At 65.5% G+C, this 19746-nt stretch carries 19 protein-coding genes, 1 tRNA gene and 1 pseudogene; 13 read left to right on the forward strand and 8 right to left on the reverse strand.

The window, feature by feature from the left end:
* Positions 1 to 165: pseudogene (locus HHX30_RS04775) on the forward strand (sugar phosphate isomerase/epimerase); the annotation flags it as partial.
* A gap of 173 nt (positions 166 to 338) precedes the next feature.
* Here HHX30_RS04775 and HHX30_RS04780 read toward each other — a convergent pair.
* On the reverse strand, positions 339 to 2207 hold the full coding sequence (locus tag HHX30_RS04780; protein WP_311922093.1) for a trypsin-like peptidase domain-containing protein: 1869 nt from the start codon (positions 2205 to 2207) through the stop codon (positions 339 to 341).
* Positions 2208 to 2462: 255 nt separating this feature from the next.
* Positions 2463 to 5216, reverse strand: coding sequence for a pyruvate dehydrogenase (acetyl-transferring), homodimeric type (gene aceE, locus HHX30_RS04785; RefSeq protein ID WP_169979856.1), 2754 nt, complete (start codon positions 5214 to 5216; stop codon positions 2463 to 2465).
* A 586-nt stretch (positions 5217 to 5802) separates the two neighbouring features.
* On the opposite strand from aceE, the gene HHX30_RS04790 reads away from it, so the two are divergent.
* From HHX30_RS04790 to HHX30_RS04820, 7 genes are all read left to right on the forward strand, one after another.
* On the forward strand, positions 5803 to 5997 hold the full coding sequence (locus HHX30_RS04790) for a DUF1918 domain-containing protein (RefSeq protein WP_030505662.1): 195 nt from the start codon (positions 5803 to 5805) through the stop codon (positions 5995 to 5997).
* A gap of 64 nt (positions 5998 to 6061) precedes the next feature.
* A complete protein-coding gene (locus HHX30_RS04795) occupies positions 6062 to 6415 on the forward strand; it encodes a YjbQ family protein (protein ID WP_211591650.1) in 354 nt (117 codons plus the stop codon).
* 141 nt (positions 6416 to 6556) lie between these two features.
* Positions 6557 to 6985, forward strand: a complete 429-nt coding sequence (locus tag HHX30_RS04800; RefSeq protein WP_084370137.1) for a DUF3052 domain-containing protein — start codon at positions 6557 to 6559, stop codon at positions 6983 to 6985.
* 72 nt (positions 6986 to 7057) lie between these two features.
* Positions 7058 to 7513: a peroxiredoxin gene (locus HHX30_RS04805; RefSeq protein WP_169979860.1), complete on the forward strand. Its 456-nt coding sequence runs from the start codon at positions 7058 to 7060 to the stop codon at positions 7511 to 7513.
* Positions 7514 to 7584: 71 nt separating this feature from the next.
* Positions 7585 to 7911, forward strand: coding sequence for a hypothetical protein (locus tag HHX30_RS04810; RefSeq protein WP_169979862.1), 327 nt, complete (start codon positions 7585 to 7587; stop codon positions 7909 to 7911).
* Positions 7908 to 8864, forward strand: a complete 957-nt coding sequence (locus tag HHX30_RS04815) for an ROK family protein (protein ID WP_169979864.1) — start codon at positions 7908 to 7910, stop codon at positions 8862 to 8864. Before HHX30_RS04810 ends, HHX30_RS04815 begins: the two co-directional genes overlap by 4 nt.
* A gap of 15 nt (positions 8865 to 8879) precedes the next feature.
* A tRNA-Val gene (locus HHX30_RS04820) sits at positions 8880 to 8951 on the forward strand.
* Positions 8952 to 9010: 59 nt separating this feature from the next.
* On the opposite strand, the gene HHX30_RS04825 is transcribed toward HHX30_RS04820, so the two are convergent.
* Positions 9011 to 9955 carry a tyrosine-type recombinase/integrase gene (locus tag HHX30_RS04825; protein WP_311922095.1) on the reverse strand — a complete coding sequence of 315 codons (945 nt, stop codon included), beginning with the start codon at positions 9953 to 9955 and terminating at the stop codon, positions 9011 to 9013.
* Between the two features lie 252 nt (positions 9956 to 10207).
* On the opposite strand from HHX30_RS04825, the gene HHX30_RS04830 reads away from it, so the two are divergent.
* Positions 10208 to 10654, forward strand: coding sequence for a UTRA domain-containing protein (locus HHX30_RS04830; RefSeq protein ID WP_311922096.1), 447 nt, complete (start codon positions 10208 to 10210; stop codon positions 10652 to 10654).
* Positions 10655 to 11183: 529 nt separating this feature from the next.
* Here HHX30_RS04830 and HHX30_RS04835 read toward each other — a convergent pair.
* The 4 genes from HHX30_RS04835 to HHX30_RS41285 all read right to left on the reverse strand — a co-directional run bounded on the left by HHX30_RS04835 (position 11184) and on the right by HHX30_RS41285 (position 15758).
* The gene (locus HHX30_RS04835; protein WP_169979868.1) at positions 11184 to 12008 is read right to left on the reverse strand and encodes a hypothetical protein; all 825 of its coding nucleotides are present in this window, start codon (positions 12006 to 12008) and stop codon (positions 11184 to 11186) included.
* 62 nt (positions 12009 to 12070) lie between these two features.
* A complete protein-coding gene (locus HHX30_RS04840; RefSeq protein ID WP_169979870.1) occupies positions 12071 to 13576 on the reverse strand; it encodes a DUF6119 family protein in 1506 nt (501 codons plus the stop codon).
* 1025 nt (positions 13577 to 14601) lie between these two features.
* Positions 14602 to 15153 (reverse strand): hypothetical protein, encoded by a 552-nt coding sequence (locus tag HHX30_RS41280; RefSeq protein ID WP_249349692.1) that lies wholly within the window; start codon positions 15151 to 15153, stop codon positions 14602 to 14604.
* Positions 15126 to 15758: a helix-turn-helix domain-containing protein gene (locus HHX30_RS41285; RefSeq protein WP_249349694.1), complete on the reverse strand. Its 633-nt coding sequence runs from the start codon at positions 15756 to 15758 to the stop codon at positions 15126 to 15128. Before HHX30_RS41285 ends, HHX30_RS41280 begins: the two co-directional genes overlap by 28 nt.
* Before the next feature lie 124 nt (positions 15759 to 15882).
* Here HHX30_RS41285 and HHX30_RS04850 point away from each other — a divergent pair, with 124 nt between their 5' ends.
* The 4 genes from HHX30_RS04850 to HHX30_RS04865 all read left to right on the forward strand — a co-directional run bounded on the left by HHX30_RS04850 (position 15883) and on the right by HHX30_RS04865 (position 18840).
* Entirely contained in the window at positions 15883 to 16383 is a 501-nt protein-coding gene (locus HHX30_RS04850; protein ID WP_169979872.1) for a DUF4265 domain-containing protein, read from the forward strand.
* Between the two features lie 387 nt (positions 16384 to 16770).
* On the forward strand, positions 16771 to 17451 hold the full coding sequence (locus HHX30_RS04855; RefSeq protein ID WP_169979874.1) for a 2-phosphosulfolactate phosphatase: 681 nt from the start codon (positions 16771 to 16773) through the stop codon (positions 17449 to 17451).
* Positions 17452 to 18221: 770 nt separating this feature from the next.
* Positions 18222 to 18425, forward strand: a complete 204-nt coding sequence (locus tag HHX30_RS04860) for a hypothetical protein (RefSeq protein WP_169979876.1) — start codon at positions 18222 to 18224, stop codon at positions 18423 to 18425.
* A gap of 1 nt (position 18426) precedes the next feature.
* The gene (locus HHX30_RS04865) at positions 18427 to 18840 is read left to right on the forward strand and encodes a PIN domain-containing protein (protein WP_169979878.1); all 414 of its coding nucleotides are present in this window, start codon (positions 18427 to 18429) and stop codon (positions 18838 to 18840) included.
* A 131-nt stretch (positions 18841 to 18971) separates the two neighbouring features.
* Here the strand turns inward: HHX30_RS04865 and HHX30_RS04870 are convergent, their stop codons facing one another.
* Entirely contained in the window at positions 18972 to 19508 is a 537-nt protein-coding gene (locus HHX30_RS04870; RefSeq protein WP_169979880.1) for an integrase core domain-containing protein, read from the reverse strand.
* Between the last annotated feature and the right edge of the window lie 238 nt (positions 19509 to 19746).

Raw genomic sequence — 19746 nt, forward strand, 5'->3', positions numbered from 1 at the left:
GCACTCAACCACATCGGCTACGACGGCCCCATCTCCATCGAGTGGGAGGACGCGGGCATGGACCGGCTGCACGGCGCACCCGAATCCCTCGCCTACATCCGCTCCCTCAACGCCATCACCCCACCCGCCGCCGCCTTCGACGCCGCCTTCTCCTCCGAGAGCTGACCACTCTCCCGTGAGGCGGGGCACTGCCCAGAGGATCTCGCCGTGGCGAGCGCGGCGGGCCACAGATCCGAGGGACACGACATAAGGGCCGGGCGCACCGTCAGGTGCGCCCGGCCCGTGTTTTTGCGCGGGGATGGGCGGGAGGGTGAGCGTGGCACCCTCCCGCGCGGTCGTCACGCCTCCGGCGGACGGTGCTGCAGCTGACGGCGCAGTTCGGCGATCTCCCGCTCCAGGTCGGCGACGTCCGGCGCGCCGGCGTCGGCCGGAGCCTGGCCCGGCATGGCGTGCGGCCGCTGCTGACCGTAGGGCGCGGGACGGACGTACTGCGTCGCGCCGTCGGGCCGCTGCGGGTCGTAGCCCGCGTCCGGCCGCTGCCGGTCGTGGCCGTCCGGGCGCCGGTCGTAGCCGCCGGGGCGCGGCGCCTCGTAGCCTCCGGCCGTCCGCGCCGGCCCGCCGGCCGGCGGCAGGCTCTGCGGCTGCCAGCCCTGGGGCAGCACCTGGCCGTTCACCGGCTGCCGGTCGTAGCCGCCGCCGACCTGCGCCGGGTAGCCGCCGCCGGAGTTCGGCCCGGGATAGGGGCCGCCGTACGCGGGCGAGGGCGACTGGCCCGGGGAGGCGGAGTCCTTCTTGCGCCTGCGCATCAGGAGCAGCAGCAGGAGGCCGCCGCCGACCAGGATCAGCGCACCGGCGCCGACGGCGATCCACACCCACATCGGCTGCGGGGTCTCGTCCTTGCCGGAGGAGATCGCCTGCTGGGAGTCGGTGATGTACTTCGCGACGTACGGGTGACTCGGGAACAACGCCTGGACCTCGCGGAACTTCGGCAGCGCGTCCTTGTAGTGCCGCTGGAAGAAGTCGTCGAGCGCCTCGTTGTACTTCGTCGTCGTCAGCGACGCGGAGGACTTGACGTTCTTCTCGTTGAGCTTCTCCTTGATGATCGACACCGGGAGCACGAAGCTCTCGTTCTCCGACGCCTCGCCGTTCTCGCTCACGGTGCCGGCGATGAGCATGCCGACGACCTTGCCCGCCCGGCTGAAGACGGGACCGCCGGAGTTGCCGTGGTAGGAGGGCGCCTGCGTCTGGATGTACGGCACCCCTTCCTGCGTGCTCCGCTTGGCGTTGTACGGCCCCTCGGTGAGCGCGGGGTCGAGCTTGGACTCGACGCTGAACCAGGGGGTGTTGGTCACCAGGCCGGGGAAGCCGCTGATGTAGAGCGTGTCGCCGGTCTGCACGTCGGCGTCCTCGCCGAGCGGCACGGTCGGCAGGTTCTGCTGGCCGTTCACCTTGAGCAGGGCGAAGTCCTTGCCCGGGTAGCTCTCACCGACCGACACCAGCTCGGCCGGGACCTCCTTGGCCGTCTTGTCGACACCGCCGCCGGGCAGGCTCTGCAGGACCGACAGGCTCTTCTGCAGGCCGCGGATCTCCAGGTGGGTGCTGTTGAAGGTGACGTAGATCTGCTGGACGAGCTCGATCATCTCCTTGTCGGCCTCGAAGTTCCGCAGGGCGTTGATCATGTCCTTCGCGTCCTGCTTGTTGAACTTCTCCAGCGCCTGCTGCGCGAAGGTCTGCGACAGCTCCTGGTCGCTCATCTGCACGCAGTGCGCGCCGGTGACCATGTAGCCGTCGGGGGTGACCCACCAGCCCGTGCACATGCCGCCGACCTGGGCCTTGACCGTGCGTTCCGGACCGACGGGCTGGAGGTACCGGTCGACGTCGGACGCCACGCGCTGGAAGAGGAACTTGGCGATGCTCCGCTCATCGGAGGGGATCTTGCCGGCGAGCACGGCCTGCGTGGCCTCGTTGGTCAGCTGGTCCCACGCGGCCTCCTTGGCCTGGCTGCTCGGGACGACGACCTCGCCGGAGTAGGTGATGCTGGTGAGCTGCACGGCCGGGTGGGTGCGAGCGGCCAGCCGGGTGCCGACGGGGATCTCGTCCCCGGGGTCCGCCGAAGCGGGAGCGGCCGTGACGAGCAGGGCGAGAGCCGCGATCGCGGCCATCCCCCCGGTCAGTCTGCCGAAGTATTTCCTGATATTTCCATCCACGGCAGCAAGCGTGATGGAACGGTCTTGTTTCTTGCTTGGAGGTGGCTTGGGACCGGCCGGTACCGCACTGCAAGGCCGCCGTTCGAGCCGCTTCCTGCCCGGCCGGGCCGCCGTCCAGGCCGCTCGCGGGGCCCGCCGTCGGAAGCGAGCGGGTATGCCTTCCGCCGGAACGATGGCGGAAGCGAGCGGACATGACCTCCGCCGGAAACGATGGCGGAAGCGAGCGGCATGGCCTCCGCCGGACGGATCCGCGGGTCAGACGCCCATCGACTGGGTGTCGTTGGTCTCCGGGGTCTGCTGGGCCGACACCTCGGTCACCCCGTTCTTGAGGTGGTAACGGGCGACGGCCTCCTGCAGGACCTCGGCCTTGACCTCGCCGCGCCGTACGAGCTGGGTCAGCACCGCCAGCGTGATCGAGGCCGCGTCCACGTGGAAGTGGCGGCGCAGCGCCGAACGCGTGTCCGACAGGCCGAAGCCGTCGGTGCCGAGCGAGGACCAGTCACCCGGCACCCACTGGGCGATCTGGTCCGGGACGGCGCGCATGTAGTCGCTGACGCCCACGAACGGCCCCGGCACGCCCGACAGCTTGCCGGTCACATACGGCACGTGCTGCTCGGCGTCGGGGTTGAGCAGGTTGTGCTCCTCGACGGCGAGGGCGTCCCTGCGCAGCTCGCTCCAGGAGGTGGCCGACCAGACCGAGGCCGACACCCCCCAGTCCTCCGCCAGCATCCGCTGCGCCTCCAGCGCCCACGGGCCGGCGACGCCGGACACCAGGATGTTCGCCTTCGGCCCGTCGCCCGTCGCAGGGGCGTAGAGGTAGAGACCCTTGAGGATGCCCTCGACGTCCACGTTCTCCGGCTCGGCCGGCTGTGGATAGGGCTCGTTGTAGACGGTCAGGTAGTAGAAGACGTCTTCGGGGTGCTCCCCGTACATCCTCCGCAGGCCGTCCTTGACGATGTGCGCGATCTCGAACGCCCACGCCGGGTCGTACGCCACGGCGGCCGGGTTGGTCGAGGCGATCAGCGGGGTGTGGCCGTCCTCGTGCTGCAGGCCCTCGCCGTTCAGCGTGGTGCGGCCGGCGGTGGCGCCGAGCAGGAAGCCGCGGCCCATCTGGTCGCCCAGCTGCCACATCTGGTCGGCGGTCCGCTGGAACCCGAACATCGAGTAGAAGATGTAGACCGGGATCATGTGCTCGCCGTGCGTGGCGTACGACGTGCCCGTCGCGAGGACCGAGCCCATCGAGCCGGCCTCGCTGATGCCCTCGTGCAGGATCTGACCCTCGGTCGACTCCTTGTACGACAGCAGCAGCTCGCGGTCGACCGCCTCGTACGTCTGCCCGTGGGGCGAGTAGATCTTGGCGGTCGGGAACATCGCGTCCACACCGAACGTGCGGGCCTCGTCCGGGATGATCGGCACGAACCTCGCGCCGATCTCCTTGTCGCGCATGAGGTCCTTGAGCAGGCGGACGAACGCCATGGTCGTGGCGACATTCTGCTTGCCCGACCCCTTGCGCAGGCCGGAGTAGACGGGGTCGCCGGGAAGCTTGAGCGGCTTGGCGCGTACCACCCGCTTGGGCAGGTAACCGCCGAGCGCCGCCCGGCGCTCCTTCATGTAGGCGATCTCGTCGTTGTCCTCGCCCGGGTGGAAGTAGGGCGGGAGGTCGGCCTCGAGGTCCTTGTCCGGGATGGGCAGGTAGAGCCGGTCGCGGAACTCCTTGAGCTCGGCCTTGCTCATCTTCTTCATCTGGTGCGTGGCGTTGCGCGCCTCGAAGTCCTTGCCGAGCGTCCAGCCCTTGATCGTCTGGGCCAGGATGACGGTCGGCTGGCCGACGTGCTCGCGGGCCGCCTTGAACGCGGCGTACACCTTGCGGTAGTCATGGCCGCCGCGCGACAGCTTGCGGATGTCGTCGTCGGTCATGTGCTCGACCATCTTGCGCAGGCGCGGGTCGCCGCCGAAGAAGTTCTCCCGGATGTAGGCGCCCGACTCGACCGAGTAGGTCTGGAACTGCCCGTCGGGCGTGGTGTTCATCTGGTTGACCAGCACGCCGTCGACGTCGGCCGCCAGCAGCGGGTCCCAGTCACGGCCCCAGACGACCTTGATGACGTTCCAGCCGGCGCCGCGGAAGTACGACTCCAGCTCCTGGATGATCTTGCCGTTGCCGCGTACCGGACCGTCGAGCCGCTGCAGGTTGCAGTTGATGACGAAGGTGAGGTTGTCGAGCTCCTCACGGGCGGCCACGCCGATCGCGCCGAGCGACTCGGGCTCGTCCATCTCGCCGTCGCCGAGGAAGCACCAGACGTGGCTGCGGCTGGTGTCCTTGATCTTGCGGCTCAGCAGATAGCGGTTGAACCGGGCCTGGTAGATCGCGCCGATCGGGCCGAGGCCCATCGACACCGTCGGGAACTCCCAGAAGTCCGGCATGAGCCGGGGGTGCGGGTAGGACGGCAGGCCCTTGATCCCGTGGGACAGCTCCTGGCGGAACGCGTCCAGCTGGGCCGTGCTCAGGCGGCCCTCCAGGAAGGACCGGGCGTAGATGCCCGGCGCCGCGTGGCCCTGGATGAAGATCTGGTCGCCCGACTCGCCGTGGTCCTTGCCGCGGAAGAAGTGATTGAAGCCGACCTCGTACAGCGAGGCTGCGGACGCGTAGGTGGCGATGTGGCCGCCGACGTTGGTCCGCGCGTTCGCACGGGTCACCATCACCGCCGCGTTCCAGCGGATGTAGGCCCGGATGCGGCGCTCGACGTACTCGTCCCCGGGGAACCAGGGTTCGCGCTCCGGGGGGATGGTGTTGATGTAGTCCGTGCTCCGCAGGCCGGGCACGCCGACCTGGTGTTCGCGGGCGCGCTCAAGCAGCCGGAGCATCAGGTAGCGGGCCCGGGTGCGGCCCTCGGTCTTGATGACGTTGTCGAGCGATTCGAGCCATTCGTTGGTCTCGCTCGGATCGACATCAGGCAACTGGCTGGGTAGGCCGTCACTGATGATCGAAAAACGCTGGCGTCCGGAAGCCACTGGGTCTCGCCTTCCGAGATGGACTTTGTCTCGTCGGATCTGTTACGTCTGTGTTGCCTGCTGCGATGCGGTCAGCGCTTGATCGCGGCGTTGCGGTCGTCTTCCATCCTGTCTCGTCATACCGGAAAGCGCATCTCTACTCCCCGGTAACCGGACCGTCCGCGCTGGCTGCGGGGTGGTCTTGGCCTAGACCACCGATGGTAGGACGATTTTTACTCACCATCCATTCCCGCTCGCCGCCGGGGGCACCCCAACGGCCATCGGCACCACGTCGTGCCTGGTCGGAGCCTCTCTACCCGGTCTGGTCCCGGCCTACCCGGCAGGCGTGGCGGGTCCGCCGCGACGCCGCGGGAGGTGCCCGCCGGACAGCCCCCCGCCGACGTCTCCGCAACCATCCGCCTCGCGCGTCTCCCGTCTCCGGCGGGCTTGCGGGGCCCGCGTGCGCGCCGGACACGGCCCCCTGTCGCGGGGCTTCGCGGCCGCGTAACGTTTTGGTATGGGTTGTCCCTCCCTCTGTGGAGAGGAGGGTTTCCCCTCTTTCCAGATGGCGATAGCCGTACCAGGCTCTGGAGAGAGGGGGATCGAGATGCACGCAACGGTAGGGGACCGGCTGGTGGTGCACGGCGCGGTCGTGGGCGACCACGAGAAGCACGGTGTCATCGTCGAGGTCCGCGGCCCAGAGGGCGGCCCGCCGTTCCTGGTGAAGTACGAGGACGGGCACGAGGCGCTCGTCTTCCCCGGTCCGGACGCCGTCGTCCTCCCAGCTCAGCGCGAATCGTAATATCGCGGATGTGAAATCGACGGTGATCGAGGTACGGACCGGCGCGCGGGAACGCGTGCACGACATGACGAAGGAGTGCGCCGATTTCGCGCGCGAGTGCGGGGGAGACGGACTGTTGCACGTCTTCGTCCCGCACGCGACGGCAGGAGTGGCACTGCTGGAGCTCGGCTCCGGCAGCGACGAGGACCTGCTCGCCGCTCTGGGCGACCTGCTGCCGGCGGACGACCGGTGGCGGCATGCGCACGGCTCCCGTGGGCACGGGAGGTCGCATGTCATGCCCGCCTTCATTCCGCCGTACGCCACCGTTCCCGTCCTCGGGGGCAGGCTGGCTCTGGGGACCTGGCAGTCGGTCGCCCTGATCGACCTCAACGTCGACAACCCCGACAGGCGTGTACGTTTGTCGTTTTTGACCGATTAAGAGATAACGGTGCGGGTCACCCACCGTGGCGACCGTTGACGACTACGGGTCGCAGCGTGTGGACTGTGCCGAAGCATGGCTCTCAACGAGCCAGGACAACCGCAGAAATGGGCGGGGTCACCCCAAGCAGGAGGGATGAACGTGAGCGCGACCGCGGGTCAGGCGCAGGACGAGCGCGGCCTGGCCGAACGACTCGGCCTCAAAGCCGGTCAGGTGGTGCAGGAGGTCGGCTGGGACGAGGACTGCGACGAGGCGTTGCGCCAGTCCATCGAGGAGCTGACCGGCAACGAGCTGGTGGACGAGGACTACGACGACGTCGTCGACGTGGTGCTGCTCTGGTGGCGTGACGGCGACGGCGACCTCTTCGACGCCCTGAGCGATGCGATGACCGCACTCGCCGACGGAGGCCAGATCTGGCTGCTGACCCCAAAGGCGGGGCGCGACGGCCACGTGGAGCCCAGCGACATCGGTGAGGACGCGGCGACCGCAGGTCTGTCGCAGACGAGCAGCGTGAGCGCCGCCAGGGACTGGTCGGGCACGAGGCTCGTCGCCCCGAAGGCCCGCCGCTGAGTATTGCCCTGCCGTACGGCCCGGGGATGCCGTACGGCAGGATGATGAGCGGACACCTGGGAGGGACTGCTCATGGCGATAGAGGTCGGGCAGCGGGCTCCGGAGTTCGCGCTCAAGGACCAGCACGGCGTTCCCGTGCGTCTTTCCGGCCTGCGGGGCAGGACGGTCATGCTCGTCTTCTATCCCCTGTCCTTCAGCCCCGTCTGCCACGGTGAGCTCGCGGCGATCCGCGACGAGCTGGCCGGCTCCCTGTCTCCGCACGTCCAGTTGCTGGCGGTGTCGGTCGACTCGATGTTCAGTCAGCGTGCCTGGGCCGACCAAGAGGGCTTCTCGTTTCCCCTGTTGTCGGATTTCTGGCCGCACGGTGAGGTCGCCCGGGCGTACGGTGTCCTCGACGAGGACCGGGGACTCGCGCTCCGGGGCACGTTCATCATCGACGGCGAAGGCGTCGTCCGCTGGAAGGTCGTCAACCCGATCGGTTCCGCGCGCGATCTCGACGAGTACCGCAAGGCGCTCGCGGAAATCTGATCGTTTCATTGCCCGCCCCCGGGCACTGACATATTCGACTCCGACTCCGACTCGCCCCATTGGAGGCCACGATGCCCTGCTACAGGTGCGGGGCCCGGCAGACCGACCCCGTCCGCGGCGCCAGCCCCTGGAAGCGCGCGGTGCGCCACGAGGCGCAGGTCCTCGTCTGCCCGGACTGCCAGCGTGTGCACGACCTCGATCTCGACACGTGCGCCTCGTGCGGCTCGATCGCGCTGATCTGCCGCCTGGGGGAGATCGAGTGCCGTTCCTGCGGGGAGGTGCGGCTCGCCCGCGACGGTGAGCCGCTCGTCACGGCCGGCCCGCCGGGTCCGGCCCGCATGCCCGGCCTCGCCGCGGAGGTGGAGGCGGCCCTCGACAGGGTGCTGGGCCGATCGTGACGTACGTCGTCGCTCTGGACGTGGGGGGCACCTCCATGAAGGGCGGCCTCGTCACCCGCGGCGGCGAGGTCACCGTCCTCACCGGGCGTCCCACAGGGCGCGAGAACGGTCCGGACGCGGTGGTGGAGGCCGTGCGCGCCTACGTCGGCGAGATCGCCGGCCTCGGCCGCTCCCGGTACGGCACCGAGCCCGCCGGGGTGGGCCTGGCCGTGCCGGGCATCGTCACCGCGTCCACCGCCGTCTACTCCGCCAACATCGGCTGGCGCGACGTGCCCGCCGAGGCGTTCACGCCTCCCGGCGTCCCCACGCGGCTCGGCCACGACGTCCGGACGGGCGGCCTGGCCGAGAGCGTCTTCGGCGCGGGTCGCGACGTCGCCGACTTCCTCTTCCTGCCCATCGGCACCGGCATCGCGGGCGCGGTGGTGCTCCGCGGCGAGCCGTACGGCGGTGCGCACGGCTGGGGCGGCGAGATCGGGCACGCGTCCGTCTGGCCGGCGGGGGAGAAGTGCGCCTGCGGGCAGATCGGCTGCCTGGAGACCTACGCCTCCGCCTCGGCCGTGGCCCGCCGTTTCACGGCCCGCTCCGGCCGTGCGGCGACGGCGAAGGAGGTCGTCGAGCTCGCGTCCGCGGGAGACCCGGTGGCGGCCGAGGTGTTCGGTGAGGCGATCGAGGCCCTGGCCATCGCCCTCGCGTCGTACGTGCTCGTGCTCGACCCGGCCCTCATCGTGATCGGCGGCGGCCTGGCGGAGGCCGGTCCGGCCCTGTTCGAGCCGCTGCGGGAGCGGCTGGCCGGCCGTCTGGCCTTCCAGGAGCCCCCGCCCCTGCGCCCGGCCGCCCTGGGCCCCCTGGCGGGCATGCTCGGCGCGGCGCTCCTCGGCTGGCAGGCGGCGGGCGAGCACGACGCGGGCGCCGACTGGTCGCTCGATGTGCTGAGAGGCGGGTCGGTGTCGTAAGGTGTAGTCCGGTCCGGGCGGTTAGCTCAGCGGTAGAGCACTCGCCTTACAAGCGAGGGGTCACTGGTTCGAACCCAGTACCGCCCACCTGGTGAAACGGCGTGTTGCCGATCTTGTTTTCGCGGACCGAGTGACTATCTGAGTGACTATGCCTCGAAGAGGCTGTCCATCTTCTCCGCGCCCTGCATGAGGACCGGGCGGATCTGCTTGCGGTAGACGGTCTCGGTGACCACGGTGTTCCGGTGGCCGACGAGACGGGAGATGTCCTCGATCGGAACGCCGGAGTCCGACAGCAACGACACGAAGCTGTGCCGCATCTCGCGCGGAGACCAGTCCTTGCCGGGGAGATCCGCGTTGTCGAGGATCTTCCGGAAGTCGCGTCGTACGTTGTGCGCGGTGAGCGCTGTGCCGTTCTTGGTACGGAAGACGAGATCGCTTTCTGAGGCTCCCTGCTTCTGGTGAAGGGTCTGGAGGGCTTCCACGCAGAGACGGGGCAGCTTGAGGGATCGACGGGACTTCACGGTCTTGGTGTCGCCCTTCTGCCGCACGGAGCGCCAGACATGGATAGCGAACTCCTCGTGGTCCCAGCCGGCCTCGGCGACGGGCAACCACGCCTGCCGCTCCTCGTCGTACGCGACGACATGCGACCAGGTGAGCGCGCGAAGCTCCTCGGTTCGAGCGCCGATCAGCAGCGAGAGCACGATGTACGCCCGCATGCGTGGGCTGGCCTTGGCCGCCTCGTCGAGGATGGCCTGAGCCTGCGCCAGGGTGAGCGCCTTGGATGGACGACCGGCGCGCGCTTCGGGGATCTCGCAGAGGTCGACGACGTTTCGTTTCACCTTGTCGCGGCGCATGGCGCTCTTGACCGCGCGGTTCAGGATGCCGTGGATCAGCTTGAGTGAGCGTGTGCTGAGTTCTCCTTTCTTGCTGGCCAGCCAGGAGTCCACGTCCTCCACGGACAGGTCACGCAGCTTGCGCGCGCCGAGCGCCGGGAGGACGTGGGTCTCCGCGAACGTTGTGTACATCCGGACCGTGCTGGGGGACCGGCCGCCCAGGCCGTGAGCGAGCCAGTAGGTCACGGCGTCGCTCACGGTGTAGTTGGTCGGGGCGATGGCCAGCCCGTCTTCATGGTCGCGGATGATCTCTTTGAGCTTGGCCTTGGCTTCGGTCTTGGTCTTGCCGCTGGGCCGCGACAGGCGGCTGTTCTCACCCGATCCACCTGGCCGGCGAGTCGGTCATCGTGGACGCGGGCACCGGCGAGGTCCTGCACAGCTACACCACAGCCGACGAGCCGGGCGAACCGAGACGTCGCAATCATGCTCGGCGTCCGGCCTGGACACCCGGTGATCCATCGCCGCAGCATGTGGCACCGCGGCCATACCGCTCGCATTCATGGCGCGTCAGCCCGGCTGGAGATCAACTCCTACACGAACGCGGACATGCTCCCCGAGTGGGACGACCATAAGCGCTACCAGCAGTTCCGTAAGCGTCCCGGCTTCTTCTACCAGTCGCTCATCAGTGAGCATGGCCCGGTCAGGTGGATGACCCTGGCGACGGCCCGCATCGCGTACGAGGACGAGCGAGCCCTGCTGGGACTGGACTACGCCGAGGCACTGCTGATCATCCGGCGCACGATGGCCCACGCAAACGGCCGTCCGATCGAGGTCACCGAGGTCAAGGCCCCCGCCAACCGCTACGAGATCGGCTATCACACGGAGCTCGCCGACGACCCCGACGCCGACCTCACGCCGCAGGAACTCAGCGACAACGGCATCGACCTCGTGATCTAGAACCTGCCTTCTGGGTGGCTCAGAGTTTCTTTACTGGTTCAAGGCGGCCCGCCTGTGGCGGCCCGCTCGCGCGCCGGGCGGCTAGCCGTCCGGGCATGCGGCTCTCCGGCCGGTCCCGGCCGGCGCCGCCCGCGCGCTCCCAGCCACCAAGACGGAGCTCCAGACAATCGAAGACCACCGCGACCCGGGCGACGCAGTCCAGCTCGCCGAGGTAGCCGGAGGAAAGAACCGCAAGGGGCTCTGCCCCCTGCACCCCCGGCCCTCCTCGGAGATGAGCCGGGACGGTGCGGTTGGAATGGTCATCTCCTCGCCGGCCACCCCGAGGAATGCCAGACCGGCCGCCCAGGGTCAAGCCGTCGAGTGCGGGCAGGACAACCAGCAGGCGAGGAAGGTCACCGGGAGCATGTACACGCAAGCGACGGCTTGACCCCAGGCGTCCGGCCCGGCATGGCTACGCCTGCCCGACGAGGAGATGACCACTGAACTGGCCCCAGCGAAAATTGGCAGGGCCTGAACGAAGCTAGGGTCGTCAGGGAGGAGGAAGGTAGCGGAGGATTTCCTCTTTGAGCCGAGCATCAAGGGAGTCGTCGTCTTCAAGATCTTCAACGGGTATGCGGACAACATGGACGCCGCACCGTTGCCATTGGAGATCGCGGTTGCGGTCATCGACATAGCGGCGAGTGCTCCGATGGTAGGGCCCGTCAGTTTCGATGATCAAAGCACGGCCGCGCCCCATCACAAGCACGTCGGGGCTCCACGTATTTCCTGTGCGCAATCTGATGCCAGGGAGAGGTGCTATAGCGATGGTGTCGTGCTCGGGGAATCTTGTCTGCAGCCGTTTGAGTGCCCGATAAACGCGTAGCTCTTCCTTGCTCCCGAATGTCAGGGCATCTTCTACAGGGTGTTTGGTATCTCTTTCTCTTCTGGCCTGGTTGCTGGGACGTTCGGCGGTTAAACGGTTGCGGAAAGTATCACGCCAGTTCTCGCCCAGTTCCGGTAGTGCTGGTCGCGGTTCGATGTAAGCGATGTCCCCTTGTCCGTTGCGTTCGGCAACGTAGCGCAGGGTTCGGAGGATGCGCCTGCGGACATCCTCGGCGAAGCGAGGGATGAGGTGTTCCTCTACATCTAATAGCACCTTGCGCCTGAAGATAGTCCTGGTTCGAGACTGAAGAGTCCAAGGATCCTGGTATGTCTCGGTTTGTATAGCTTCGTCTGTGTCTTCAATCGCCATGTGGTGGACGTCAACCATCAGCGAGACCGCTTCCTCGTCGCCCCGCTGGGCTAATAGACCAGTAGTTTGCCCAAATATCTGGTCGTATTCTTGCTCCTGCTCATACTCCCACTCGTCCTGCATGCTATCGATCATGCATCATGTGCGGAGGAGTTGTATAGAGGGAGCCTATACTCGCGTCGCGCTCAAGATGAGGGAATCTTCCGGCTGATCCTCACCATAGGTTTTATGTTCATGGTCTGGCACTTGCGCGCCCACGCTTCCAACTTCTGCTTGAAGATGATCGAGTTTATATCGGATAGCCGCTCTGGGATTCGGGCTAGCGCAAACCCCAGCCAGAGACAGTAGGTGTCGATGTCTATGTCCCTAAACGCTGCCGGCTCGTTCCGGTAAATCTCTAAAACGTTGGCGGCCTGATCGCATACGTATCCTAGTTTCTGTGCCGATCCGAACTTAACGGCATAGACTGTCTTGCCCTTCTTGAGATCCCATGCTTCAATCTTGTAATTGCGAAGGGTAAGGATCGTTAGGTCTGTGTCGGCGACCTCGTACCCCCGATTCTTCAGCTGGTTATTGAATTGGTCATTGAAGTCCGGCTCTGCCAGATCAATCTCTAGTAGGTCAGGCTCCAATGTCTGGTCGATCTCGATGGTGTTATCTATGTATTCGTCTAAGAACCTCGCGTAGTCCTCGTTAAACTGAACCCACTCCCCGGCTCGAAGGAAAACTTTCTGATCCGCGATGGAATATTCCAGAGATTTCTTGATGGGGTGTGAATACTTCCTGGAGTCTTCGCGTACGACAACGATCTTTATGTCGAATATTTGGTCCTTTCTGATTCCGTTCTGGATAATGAATTCGCGTAGTTCGTGTCTGTCGAGACGGCCTAGCTCGGAGGAAACAGCGCGCCGCCGCTGAAAATAGTAGTGCTCGTTGCTTGCGAAAACGAAGTCCACTCCCACTAGTTGGTGTGCAGCTTCCTCGAATTCGGCACCTTCGGAGACTATAGCCTCAATCAGTTCTCGGTCATAGCGTTCGATTAGAGCTTTATCTTTGACGATCTCGGTGCGAGGAAGAGCGAAGAGTTCTGGCTTCTTGAGCTCTTCCAGAATCCTTCCCAGAAGTGCTGCCAGGCTGTCGTCCTTGTCGAGGGTGAGCGAGAGTAGGAGAGAACTACCAAACTTCGCCCAAGCGCCCCAAATTTCGCTCTCTCTCGTTGCGGCGTGAAGGTAATCTATCGATTCACCACTCTCAAGATCAAGGGTACTTTCTCTGCGGTAGGATCTGATCTGTTTTGTGCTTCTCCCGGCGTATCTGCGTGCAGCCTTCTGCCGCACGTCATCCTTGTCGCCAATCCGTTTGGCCATACTCAATCCAAAGTCGCTATCGCAGAACTCCCGTAGGTAGAAGTGGCTCTTTCCAAAGCTGATGGCGAAGCACGCTTCCTCTGACCGCCAGAGGTACGCCCCGTAGTGCATCTCGTTCTTCGGAATCTCAGGCAGGGATGCGAGTTCCGTTGCGAAATCCTTGGCCCACGGTATCTCTATGGGATCTGGAGTTGTAGAAAAGTAGAATTCCATAATCCAATCGTCGACCTCACCTTGATAGATCCTCTCCATGCCTGCGGCCTCGATCTTTTCTCGGAGTCGGGCGATGTTTTCCATGGGGATTAGGAAGATGTTTAGCTTCACGATTAGCCTCCGCTGTGGCCTCGTTAGCGTCTATGCCCTCACTCACTTTATTGCTTGCTGCGCTGGTCTGGGCCTAGGGATAGAGCCCATGACCTGCCTGTGGTTGTATTCGTTCTGACGCTTTGGAACGTTACATCGCACAAATGTGCGAAACTGTGGCAACTGTCGCAGCGGGAGGAGGAAGGCGCTCTTCAGACTGGTGATGGCCACCCTGTTACGTTCGCTCTCCAAGCTGTCATGGGTTGTGCACGTCTCCTACCAGCGTCTGCACGCATGCACGGTCACACTTACCGTGCTTCGCCGCACAGCAGTGCAACCCATATGTCACGCGCCTGGCGGAGCGGCCAGCGAAAGGTTTCCTTTATTTCATATTCGGGCTCGCACTGGAGAGTGCTGCGAATGAAGGCTTGACCGCCGGCCTGGCATAGCTCGTAGATCGTCGCCCGGCAGTCGCAGGTCCAAGCTAGAACACGGGCGCGTCCGAACCTGTAGAACGGTTCATGCCAAGCCAGCTTGAGGTGCCCTCGCTGAGCCAACGGCACATGCGGAGCCAGACACCTGTCAGAGGCGTTCATGGTGTGCTGTTCGTCAGCAGGGCGGAAAGCGGATGATGCTGGCGGAGATCCTTGTACCGGATGGCGATTCGGCGAGCGGTGGTTATCGGGTCGTCGACTGGACCGAACGCATAAACCCATCGCTGGGTCCGTAGTGATTTACGCCCCGACCACCAGCGGTAGCACCGGCCATCCGTCCAGACGACTAGCTCGACCCACACCGACACCAGGGCGAGCCCATATCCCTCGTGGACATCAGTTCGTATGCCGAGAGCCGCCAATTCATCGCTCAATCGCTCAGCGGCTAGCGATGGCGTTGTAAGCGTTTTCCTTCTTGCGTCAATGGGATGGAATCCCGTCATGGCCGAATGCATGCTGCAACGCTATGAGTGGCCACAATAGCCTGGAAGTGCGATTTCGTGTCACTTCCCGATGCCCGCAGACGGAAGTGACACGAGCGGTGTCCACTACTCAGTAATCAAGCCGCACAAAGTCCGCGAGGTCGCGCATTTCGCTGGAGAGCGTGCGTCGCCTGCCGATAATTCCCTTGAGGATGTCTCGGGCGTATCGCTGGTTGGTCATCCACTCCGGGGCGTCACGTCGAACGCCTTGCAGGATGTCGAAGGCCTCGCTGTGCCGGTGCATCCGGCGGTGTGCCTCGGCCACGTCGAGGAGATGACGGTTCCGGTTGTTGGAGGTTGGCCGCAGGTCCGTAACCGGGATCGTCTGCGAGAGTTGGAGGACCTTGTCCGGCCGATCCTCGATCATGGCGTTCTCCACGCGCTTCATCGCCACGGTGATCGGGCCGAAGGTGCGTAGAAAGTCCTCGTCCGGCGTCAGGTCGCGTCCCATCGCTACGGCCGCGGTTCGTGCAAGGCGGATTGTGTCGTCCGCCTCGCCGGGTCGGTTGTCGCGGATGGCGGCTGCCGAGGAGCGAAGCAGCAGCCATCCCCAGGCGGACAACTGGTGTGATGTGGCACGGGAAATGCGCGGCTCTACGTCGTCGGCCCAGCGCATCGCCATCTGGCGGGCTTCGTCGAGCCGTCCCTGACGTAGGAGAAGCTAACCGTCGCCGCCGCGTCAAGGGGATCGTTCATGTCGTCCATGGCCCGCGATAGCGCGAACTCGGCCTCGTCGAACTGGCGGGTCTGGGTCATCAGCCAGCCGACAAGGTGCAGCAGCCTGCCTCGTACGTGACGCGCCGACAGGTCCGCCTCTACCAGCGCATCGACGTCCCGAAGCATCACCGGCAGCATGGCCGCGATCTGCGAATAGCGATCCTGCTTCCACAGCGGCATCGACGCTTCCAGGGCTGAGCCCAGTCCTTCTCGGGTCGGCGCCTCTAAAGGCGGACCTTCGAGGCCGTAAAGCGCCCGCCGTACCGGCCCCCACAGGTCGAGAGTCTGCTCGTCGGCTGGCTCCGGGTCGTGCCGGATCATCAGCGAGGTTGTCGGCACCTTGAGGGCCACCGCTATTTTGCGCAGCGTTTCCAGCCGCGCGTCTCTCCGGGCGTCCTGCTCAAGCTTCCGGATGAGCGAGGCGGACACGCCGGCGAGGTCGGCCAGGCCCTGCTGAGTCAGGCCCCGCCGCTTCCGGACGCTGCGGATGCGTTCGCCTATCGTGGCCATGAATCCATGCTAAAGACGGTTGTCTCGCGCCGCTGTTATCCGACCTCGCTATGTGGAGGGACGGGCGCGAGGTTGCCTGTGGTGGATCTGTACCGGAAGGAGCGTCTCCGACAGGATCGTCAGCATGGTCTCCTCCTCGTCCGAGAGCACAGCGATGGTTCCTGATGGAAGAGTGAAAATTTGGTACCGCTTCGTACCGCGTGAGGGATGGCCGCAGTTCGACCAGGAAGGCGTGTGGGCGACCCTGCTCGGCGGGGATCTCGCACAGGTGGACAATGTTCCGTTCTTCGTCGATGGCGCTGCCGAGGGTGACATCGTGCGATTCACTATGGACGCCGAGGGCGTCCGATGGGTCGAGGAACGCGTGGAGTGGTCCGGTAGGTGCACGATCCTCGTCTTGCCGGTCCGTGGAGGGCCGAAGGCGACCGCCAAGGCGGTGCACGAGGTATTCGCTCCGTTGGGCATCGGAGCGGAGGCGTACAGCGTGGAATTCCCACTCGTGGCTCTCAGCGTGCCTCCCGATGCCGACGTCCGCGCCACTAAAGCACTGTTGAACCGAGGTGTGGAGGCGGGATGGTGGGATTATCAGGAGGCATGCATCGGGGATGCGTGGCGTACTGCATAGCAGCCGGGCAGGCCCTCTCATCCGGACGGTTACTGAGTGACTATCTGGGTGACAATCGCCGTGGACGAGCCTGGACGGCGGTGGACAACGGTGGACTGTACGCCCAGGTCAGGGCGGGTGCAGGTGCTGGTCCCGCCCCTTCCTGGGTTGACTTACAAGCGAGGGGTCACTGGTTCGAACCCAGTACCGCCCACCAGCGAAAAGAGCCCCGTCTCCCTCAGGGAAAACGGGGCTCGTGCCATTAGCGAACGCAATCGATCTTGTTCGGTGACCACTCGCCTCTTTCGCGACGCAGGTAGCGGGAGGTGTCGCGTGCCGAGACCGCCGGCAAGGTAATGCGTGTCACTGTCTGGAGTGTTTCCGGCCAGGATGTGCGATCGTGACCGGATGGATGTTCGCTTCCTCGGCATCTCTGAGCTGGTCGAAGCTCCGTCCGCAGCGGTGGTAGTCGACGTCATGCGTGCCTTCACAGTGGCTCCTTGGGTCTTCGCCCAAGGAGCGGAAAAGATCGTTCTTGCTGAGTCGCTGGACGAAGCCCTGGCGCTCAAGGCTCGCCATGCGGATTGGGTGGCGCTCAAAGACGGTCCGCCGTCGGTGGGGTTCGACGCCGTCAACTCGCCGGGGCTGCTGCAGTCTGTTGACCTTGGCGGGCGGACCGTTGTGCAGAAGACCTCGGCAGGGACGGTCGGTGCCCTTGCGGTCAAGGAGGCGTCGCTGGTGTTGTGCGCCAGCTTCGTGGTGGCGGAGGCAACGGCTCGGCTCTTGCAGATACGCGAGTGTGGCAGTGTCACGTTCGTGGTCACCGGCGACGAAGGGCGGGCCGACGAAGATCTGGCCTGCGCTCAATACATCGCCAAGAGAGCCACCGGGGCTGGGCCGGATGCAGCTGAGTTCCTTCGCCGCGCCGGCGAGTCACGCGCCGCCGCCGAGTTGACACAAGGCGTACGCCAAGGAGCCCATCCCGATGACGTCGCACTCTGTCTTGAACTCGACCGGTTCCCCTTCGCTGTGGTGGCGTCCTTGGAGGACTCGCTCATGGTCCTCCGCCCGTGCGTCGTGCCCCCCTGATCGACGAGGGTTCGATCTGATCGCTGGTGAGGTCCGACCATTGCCATGCCAGCCGGCATCCGGTCGGGTATGCGGCATCAGCTGCATGTCCCGTTGACGGTGGTGGGGTGTCGAAACGGACAAAGGCGTGGCGGGAGCGTGCCAGCAGCATCGAAGTAGAGGTGCACCTTCGGCGTCGTGTGTCAGGCGCTCTGGCCGAGCCGACGGAGGGTCGAGCCGTCCAGGTCCTCGACGTCCTCCAAGAAGCGAGCGGTTGGCCAGCAGTCGGTGTTCTCCTCGAAGATCTCCTCGGCACGCCGGCTGAAGGCTGTTGTGGTGCAGGACCGTCTCCACGCATTCAGGGGATTTACACCAGCGCCCGGGGAATTGGAGCCGGCGGCGAGCCTCGTTACAGCGGCGGAGTTGGGAAGCCTCTTGCGGAAGGCGCATATCAGGGCACCTCACGTGCGCAGGATTCTGAGAGGGAAGGAGGCAAGCAGCGGCCGGCCATACCGGTATCGGCTGGGTGATACGGCCGATTTGATACTGCTATGGAAGGCAAAGCCTGTGAAAGGGAACGAGCGCAGGCACTTTCGGCTGCAAGACTCGTGACAGGGCTGCCGAAACTTCCGCGTCTGGCCGAGCCCCGCCAGTGCTCCTGGGACCGCTGTTACGCCGACCTCCTCCCCGCCTCGCGTTGGCCCTGCCTCACTACCCTCGACGATCTTTTCGGCGGCCAGATTACGCCCGATGCTCATGCCCTCGTCAGGCTGCAGACCTAGACTGGGGACATGAGCGCCATGCGCGAGGAGTTGCACTATCTCGTGGACCAGTTGCCGGAGTCGGAGCTACGCCCGGCTCTGGAGTTGATCCGTGGCCGTCTGGACGAGCCTGCCCCGGCGGAGCGTGACCTCCCCTTCTTCGCGTCGTTCGAGGCTGAACCGGACCTCGCCGAACGCCATGAGGAGATTCTGCGCTCCGAGATGGGCCGCTGACGTGCTCCTGTGCGACACCGGCGTCCTTCTCGCTGTCGGCAATGCCAAGGACAAATACCACCAGGCCTGTCTCAAGCTGCTCCGCCAGGCGGAGGGACCGCTGCTCGTGCCGTCGCCGGTCATGGGAGAAGTCGGCTATCTCCTGGAGTCGCGTGTCGGCCCGCATGCCGAGGTCACGTTCCTGAAGTCGTTCGGTGGCAGTGGCTTCCATGTAGCCGAGTTGGAGGACGAAGACCTCCCTCGCATGCCGGAACTCGTCGAGAGGTACGTCGATCTTCCTCTCGGACTGGTGGACGCCGCCGTTATCGCGATCGCCGAGCGCCTGGGGCTGAGGGAGGTCGCGACAGTCGACCGCCGGCACTTCCGGATCGTGCGCCCACGCCACGTCGATGCCTTCACGCTGCTGCCCGGCTGATCGCACGCCACGTCTGGGTGACTATCTGGGTGACAATCGCCGTGGACGAGTCTGGACCGCAGTGGACGACGACGGACCGTACGCCAAGTCGGGGCGGGTGCCGGTGAACCGCCCCGGCTTCGATGGAGACCTCAGGGGTTGATTCCAGCGGGTTCGCTGGGGTGGTGTTGAGCGTAGTAGAGAGCTTCGTACTCGTCCGGCGGGATGTTGCCGATGGAGGAGTGCAGGCGGGTGGTGTTGAACCACTCGACCCATTCGGCGGTGGCCAGTTCCACCTCGGCCAGGCTGCGCCACGGCCCGCGGGGTCTGATCAGTTCGGTCTTGTAGAGGCCGATCTGCGATTCCATCAGCGCGTTGTCGAGTGCATCCCCGACCGTGCCGATCGAGGCGTCGGTACCGGCGGTCATCAGATGGGTCGTGAAGCGGAAACAGGTGTATTGACTGCCGGCATCGGAGTGATGGATGAGGCCGGGGCCGGCGGGGCGTCCGGTGCGGTCACGCCGCCACATGGCCATGTCCAGGGCATCCAGCACCAGCGTGGCCCGCTTGGACATCGAGGCCGACCAGCCGACGATCGCCGGGGAATAGACGTCGACGACGAAGGCGACGTAGACGATGCCGCACCAGGCGTGCACTGCGGCGCTCGCCCCGCCGGCGGTCGATGGCACGATCGGCGGCCTCCGTGTCGCTGCTTGCCGGCGCCTCCCGCTGACGCCGCCTCACGCAGATCGCGGTGAACAGGTCATCACTGGCCACCCAACCCGTCTCATCCACGGTGGCGCCTTCATGGAACGGTCTTGACTCTCAATTAAAAGCATGTGCATCCTCTAAATGAGATCGGAGAGGGGTCTGGGTGACACATGTGACCGCCGTGCCGTGCCTGCAGGAGGGCCCGGTGGACGGCTA

This window comes from Microbispora sp. H10836 (assembly GCF_012999525.1).
GTDB lineage: Bacteria > Actinomycetota > Actinomycetes > Streptosporangiales > Streptosporangiaceae > Microbispora.

Coding starts and splice junctions, on each gene's coding strand:
- HHX30_RS04790 (WP_030505662.1), top strand. CDS start 5,803: ATGCACGCAACGGTAGGGGACCGGCTGGTGGTGCACGGCGCGGTCGTG.
- HHX30_RS04795 (WP_211591650.1), top strand. CDS start 6,062: ATGACGAAGGAGTGCGCCGATTTCGCGCGCGAGTGCGGGGGAGACGGA.
- HHX30_RS04805 (WP_169979860.1), top strand. CDS start 7,058: ATGGCGATAGAGGTCGGGCAGCGGGCTCCGGAGTTCGCGCTCAAGGAC.
- HHX30_RS04810 (WP_169979862.1), top strand. CDS start 7,585: ATGCCCTGCTACAGGTGCGGGGCCCGGCAGACCGACCCCGTCCGCGGC.
- HHX30_RS04835 (WP_169979868.1), bottom strand. CDS start 12,008: ATGCAGGACGAGTGGGAGTATGAGCAGGAGCAAGAATACGACCAGATA.
- HHX30_RS41280 (WP_249349692.1), bottom strand. CDS start 15,153: ATGGCGATGCGCTGGGCCGACGACGTAGAGCCGCGCATTTCCCGTGCC.
- HHX30_RS41285 (WP_249349694.1), bottom strand. CDS start 15,758: ATGGCCACGATAGGCGAACGCATCCGCAGCGTCCGGAAGCGGCGGGGC.
- HHX30_RS04850 (WP_169979872.1), top strand. CDS start 15,883: ATGGTCTCCTCCTCGTCCGAGAGCACAGCGATGGTTCCTGATGGAAGA.
- HHX30_RS04855 (WP_169979874.1), top strand. CDS start 16,771: ATGGATGTTCGCTTCCTCGGCATCTCTGAGCTGGTCGAAGCTCCGTCC.
- HHX30_RS04860 (WP_169979876.1), top strand. CDS start 18,222: ATGAGCGCCATGCGCGAGGAGTTGCACTATCTCGTGGACCAGTTGCCG.